The 5,939-nt window shown below is 45.2% G+C and carries 3 protein-coding genes and 1 pseudogene; 2 read left to right on the top strand and 2 right to left on the bottom strand.

Features of this window, described 5'->3' with window-relative positions; genetic code table 11:
* Positions 1-176: 176 nt before the first annotated feature.
* Both ACTTJ8_RS11225 and ACTTJ8_RS11220 read left to right on the top strand, forming a co-directional pair.
* Positions 177-485, top strand: coding sequence for a helix-turn-helix domain-containing protein (locus ACTTJ8_RS11225; RefSeq protein WP_442716893.1), 309 nt, complete (start codon positions 177-179; stop codon positions 483-485).
* Between the two features lie 134 nt (positions 486-619).
* Positions 620-1,615, top strand: a pseudogene (locus tag ACTTJ8_RS11220) (Rpn family recombination-promoting nuclease/putative transposase).
* A 12-nt stretch (positions 1,616-1,627) separates the two neighbouring features.
* On the opposite strand, the gene uvrC reads toward ACTTJ8_RS11220, so the two are convergent.
* Positions 1,628-3,643, bottom strand: coding sequence for an excinuclease ABC subunit UvrC (gene uvrC / locus ACTTJ8_RS11215; protein ID WP_442721235.1), 2,016 nt, complete (start codon positions 3,641-3,643; stop codon positions 1,628-1,630).
* 224 nt (positions 3,644-3,867) lie between these two features.
* Positions 3,868-5,646, bottom strand: a complete 1,779-nt coding sequence (locus tag ACTTJ8_RS11210) for a leucine-rich repeat domain-containing protein (protein WP_442721234.1) — start codon at positions 5,644-5,646, stop codon at positions 3,868-3,870.
* Between the last annotated feature and the right edge of the window lie 293 nt (positions 5,647-5,939).

The following is a 5,939-nucleotide window of genomic DNA, read 5'->3' as shown; positions in this document are numbered from 1 at the left end:
CCAACAAACCAAAAATGATAAGTAATTTATTACGCATTGAAAAACGCTTTTTCATAATCTTCCTCTTTGTTATCTTATCGCTTATATAAATATATACTATTAGCTAATAATAACATAGAAAAAAATAGACTTCAAGCTCATTATAACTGGAAAATAATAGCTTATACTATATAAAAATGACATTACAGCAAATTTTTATTAGCAATCTGAAAAGAATTCGCAAAGAAAAACACATTACACAAGAAAAACTTGCGGAATTATGCGACACGGATACCTGCTATATCGGACAAATAGAGACACTGCGGCGATTTCCTTCTATTCATTTTATTGAGAAGATCGCTGCTGCGTTACAGGTGGAAGCTGATGAACTGTTTAAAAATCATGAGAAAAAGAGCGGTACAACGTCCATAAAAAATGATATAAGGGACGACATTCTATTTAGCGTCAATAAAATTTTAGTCGAAACTCTCGATAAATTTTTATAGCCGGAAGCCCCAGCATATCAACGCCGCCTCCGGTATCGAGGAATTTTCCGATGCAGATGCGTCATATATTTTCAAAAGAGATTCTTAGCCAAAACCTCATCTACGCTTTATAAAAGAAGTATGGAGGCTAAAAAATGAACGATACACTCACACTAAGAAACGACTATTTGTTTAAGCGCTTGCTCGGTTCGGAAGAAAACAAGGTATGTCTACAAGATTTCCTCGAATGTGTCCTGGATATGGAAGCCGGCACCATTACAGACATTGAACTGCTGGATAAAGAGCTAAGCAAAGATGCGGTAACCGATAAAACCGGTATTCTGGATGTCAAAGCCCGCTTAAAAGATGGAACAAGCATACTGGCATTACTGAAGGGGCTTTTGAAAATAGTGGTACCGGATACAAGGCGCGAATAAAAATTAACCGCAGACGTACTTGCTGTACGTTGAGGATTAATTTTTATGCAGCAACGCCGTAGACGGTATGCATATTTTCAAAAGAGTTGGTCGGCAGAGTTTGTCCCGCGGACGCTATTTTATTGGGCAAAAATGTATACCGAAGGTTTTAAAGAAGGAGAACCGTATACCAACTTAACTAAGTGCATTACTATTAATCTGGTTTCGGAAGGGTTTAAGCTCAACACGCAAGTACATTCTGTATACAGCATTTTAGAACAGAAAAACTGTCAGCTACTTACCGATTTACTGGAGATACATTTCCTTAATCTGGCACAAGCAAGTCAAGAAAGAATACCGATGAAACCTATCGAAAAAAAGCAAAAACTGATACACTGGTTACAGTTTATAAACGCGGACAATAAGGAGGAGCGAACTATGTTAGCCGCGACATCACCGATATTGCAAATGCTGAATGAAAAGATAGACGTATTGAGCCTAAGTCCGGTAGAAAGAAAACTCTATGAATCCCGGATGAAACTCAAAAGCGACATTGCAACTATCTCCGAGGTTCAGTTTAAGTCAGGTCTTGAACTCGGCTTTGCGGAAGGAGAAGCCCGAGGCTCCCGCCAAGCAAAGCTCGAAACGGCGAAAACGATGCTCACTATGGGCTACCCCGTTGGAGATATCTGCAAAATTGCCGGACTCTCCCCCGCAGAAGTCGACGCACTGTAAGAGTCTCCACGGTTAGAGAGTTCCATTCATATACTTTCCGGCGGCGGCAATAATTTCTTCTGCTTGCTCAGGAGTAATCTTGAGGGCGGATGCCGCCGCTTCTGCAGATGCGGCGGCAAGTTTTTCGATACTCGAAAAACTGCGCAGCAATACGGCTGCCCGCTTTGCCCCAATGTGCGGAAGCTGCTCAAACACGAGATGCAGCGATTCTTTTGAGCGCAGCCGATTGTTCCGAGTATTGGCAAAGCGGTGTGTTTCATCTCTCACTCGTTGCAGCAGCCGTAATGCTGCGCTCCGCCGAGGCAGCACGATCGGGCGGTTGACATGAGGGCGGTACAGCTCTTCATTTTTTTCAGCCAAGCCTACCAGCGGAATGTCAAGTTCCAAAGCATCAAGTATCGACTTTGCTGCATTCACCTGTCCAATACCGCCGTCAATCATAATAAGATCAGGCAGTTCAGACCCCTCGTTTACAAGCCGAGTATACCTCCGAGCGACAGCTTCCCGCATCGAAGTATAATCGTCGATGATACCGTCGGTTTTACGCAGTCTAAATATCCGGTAATTCTTTTTATCGGGATTCCCGTCCTTAAAGGAAATCAAACTTGCAACCGTATACTTACCGTGTAGGTGAGCAATGTCAAAGCCTTCAATGCGGCGGGGAGGATGCTCAAGCCCAAGCACCTTCTGCAGCTCTTCAACGGCGGGAAAGTCGCCTAGTTCTTTCAAGCGGCGGGCAGCATCTTCTTTCGCATTAAACCGAGCCATTGCAAGAGCTGCCCGGTGCCGCCGCAGCACGGAGGAAGGCATCGCAGCAAGGTGTTTATGCAGAGCAGGAGGTTCATTACCGGAGCTATTTTCCGCTGTATCGGCTACTGCTCCATAGTTGAGATGCGGCTCAGCAGCCTTCACTGCATCTGACACTGCTCCATAGTTGGAATGAGGCTCTGCTTCAGGATCACTGTATGCTTCATCTGTACTAGAGGAGGCAGGCTTTTCTTCCAGCGGAATTGCAGTAATAACGACCTGCACACCGAAGCGGTCGGCAAACCATTGTTCGGCAAGCTCATGTCCCTGTCCGGAAAAAACAAAAATATGCGGTGGTATCTGCTGCGGGTCGGTATAGTACGCGATCAAAAACTCAGGTAAAACCTCGCTTTCATCCTTGAGACTTTCCGTCCGGTAGAGGTCGCGTCCGACAACCTTGCCGCCGCGCATTTTAAAGACCGTAAACGTGATCAGCGCCCCTTCTGCTGCCCAGCCGATATAATCGCGGGCTTCAGGATCCATATCTTCTACCGTATTTTGCCCACGGAGTACCTGCACTGCCTGAATACCGTCACGAATACGGGCAGCTTTTTCAAATTCACGGGCAGCGGCGGCTGCTTGCATCTTATTTTTCAGCTCTGCAAGCGGTTGCACAAAATCACCTTCAAGCAGCAGGGCAATTTCGTCAATATCACGCTGGTAGTCTTGCTCGGAAATCTTTCCTGCACAGGGAGCGCTGCACCGCCCGATATGAAAATAGAGGCACGGCTCCTGTTTCTTTAAGCGCTTGCACTGCCGCAGTGTGTATGACCGCTTTACCAAGGATAAAAAATCATCAAGTGCCGAAACATTCGGAAAGGGACCAAAGTAGCGCGCCCCATCATTTTGTACCCGCCGTGTCCGGTACAGCCGGGGATAGCGTTCGTTAGTAATTTTGAGAACGGGATAGGTTTTTCCATCTTTTAAGTTGATATTATAGCGCGGCTTATACTTTTTAATGAGATTATTTTCAAGCAGCAGGGCTTCATACTCATTATCAGTCTGAATATATTCAAGCCGCCGCGCCCGCGACACAAGAATACGGGTCTTAATATCCCGCCGCGAGGCAAAATAGGAACTCAGCCTGTTTTTCAGCGACTTCGCCTTGCCGACATAAATAACAATATCTTTATCATCCCGCCACAGATACACCCCGCTCGTTTTCGGAGCCGAAAGGGCATACTGATGGAGGGTTTCACGTACATCTGTCTGTTCGCTCATACAGTGAAGATACTCCGACTGGGTGCTTATGGCAAGAGCAGTCTCCATTCATAAGCAACCAGCCGCTGCCAGCTTTGATTCGTGCGAGGGGTAAGGCTCACGCCCCGGGGTGTTGTCCAATCAATATAACCAAAGATCACCGCGTACAAAATGGGCAACGGATAATTATCCCTGTTCGGAAACATAGGTATCGAACAGGTCTCTTGTACCCGTTACCCATTCGATTATAGAGCCGGATTAACAGTGATATTAGCTTCCGGTATTCCGTTATCTTTCAGTTTATCTTTTACGGTTTGGTTTTTAACAGTAAACTGTGCATCGGATTTGATATTATTAAAAGCATAGTTACCAATTGTTAGACTCGTACTTTTAATTGTAACCGCTGCTAAGTTTGTGCAGCCCGAAAAAGCCCAGCCCGCAATTTCGGTAACACTCGCACCGATAACGACACTCGTAAGCCCTGTACAGGAGTCAAAAGCGGAGCTGGGAATCTTAGTCAATTCAGTTGGAAGAGTAATTGCGCCCGTTAAACCTTTCGGCACAAATATTATTTCTTTCTTATCTTTTTTATAGATGATATTGTCAACACTGCAATAGGCAGTATTTGCATCAGCTACCTCAATAGTCTTGAGCTTTAAGCAGCCCCTAAAAGCATTATAACCAAGACTCGTAAGACCAGAACCGATTGTAAGGCTCGTCAGATTTGTACACCCCGCAAAGGTGCTATTCCAGCCAAGCGACTGCACGCTATCCGGCAGGGTAATAGCACTCAGTCCTGTACATCCGCTAAAAGCTGAAGATTCAATAGCAGTAACACTAGCCGGTATCGTAATAGCGGTCAGCCCTGTGCAGCCTTCAAAAGCATAATCACCAATTTTGGTAACGCTCTCCGGCATAGTAAATGAACCCGCTGTGTTTTTTGGAACAAATACCAGCGTTTTTTTATCTTTTGTGTAGACAATATTTTTATCGCTGCAATACTGTTCGTTTTCTGGAGCAACTGTTATAGCCACCAGCCCGACACAGCCTTTAAACGCCTCAGCGCTTATTGAAGTAACACCTGCACCTATTTTAACACTGGCAAGACCGGTACAGTCAGTAAAAGCCTCGCTGCGAATAGTCGTAACACTATCCGGTATAGTCACACTTTGCAAACTAATACAATCTTGAAAAGCATTCCCTCCAATAAACGTAACCTTACTACCGATCGTTACATGGGCCAATCCGCTGCAGTGGTAAAACGCTCTGTCGCTTATTTCTGTAACAGAGTCCGGCATTGTAACACTCATCAGTCTTGAGCAGCCAGCCAGGGCACTCTCACCGATTTTAGTAACCGTCTTTGGGATGGTAAGGCTACCTACCACTGCATTTTTATCCTTTACACCAGTAAGTGTCCCGTCCGAATCGATTTGTAAGAGCGAGGCATCAACCGGCTTTTCTTTAAGCGTAACACCGACAGTGGTATGTGCGCTCACCTTCAGTGTTGCCTTGTTTTTATCGGCGCTGTCTTGTGCCGCACCTGTCCAGCCAGCTACTTCATAACCGAAGTCCGGCGTCGCGGTAAAGGTAAGCACCGTGTCCTTTGCAACCAAGCCGTTAGTTGGAAGTGCAGGATATGCTGTGATGGTACCATGACCGGCACTTTTGAGCACTACATGGAAGCGGTCTCCAGAGGCTGCCTCACCGCGTTTTTTAAACGTAGCAGATACCGTGGTATTTGCCGTTACCGTCAGCGTTGCCTTGTTTTTATCACCCGCATCCGGCGCAGCTCCAGCCCACTCCGTTTCATAATCGGCATTAGGCTTTGCAGTAAAGGTGAGTACGGTATACTGAGGAACCTTACCGTCTTTAGGCAGCTTAGGACTAACCTCAACAGTACCATTTTCACCAGCTTGCAGCGTTATCTTGTACGTTGGTGTAGAAGTCTGCTGTTTACACCCGATCATTACTGCGCCTGTCAACAGTACGAGCGCACCAAGTAACGAAGCTAATCTTTGTTTCATAATAAAACTCCTTTATACATAATTTGTAATTGAGAATCATAAGAATAGATATATTTTTATCGAATAAAAGATGATAGATAAGGTATAGCGAATGTTCGTTTTCTTTCAGTAATGCAGAAAAAGCGTGCTGCACAATAGTAAAAAAGCGAATTGAATAATTCCAATTCGCTATTACTGGTGAGGAAAAATAAGTATGTCTGTGATTAAAAGATAAAGAATTACTTAAACAAAGTTCACTCTGTGAGCTGTGAGCTGTGAGCTGTGAGCTGTGAGCTGTGAGCTGTGAGCTGTGA

The sequence above is a fragment of the Treponema sp. genome (genome assembly GCF_052169735.1).
Taxonomy (GTDB): Bacteria; Spirochaetota; Spirochaetia; order Treponematales; family Treponemataceae; genus Treponema.
The sequence above is the reverse complement of the archived record's forward strand: the minus strand, read 5'-3'. Positions and strand labels throughout refer to the sequence as shown.

Bases quoted from the DNA above. Each gene is read 5' to 3' on its own strand.
- ACTTJ8_RS11225 (WP_442716893.1), top strand. From the start codon at position 177: ATGACATTACAGCAAATTTTTATTAGCAATCTGAAAAGAATTCGCAAA.
- uvrC (WP_442721235.1), bottom strand. From the start codon at position 3,643: ATGAGCGAACAGACAGATGTACGTGAAACCCTCCATCAGTATGCCCTT.
- ACTTJ8_RS11210 (WP_442721234.1), bottom strand. From the start codon at position 5,646: ATGAAACAAAGATTAGCTTCGTTACTTGGTGCGCTCGTACTGTTGACA.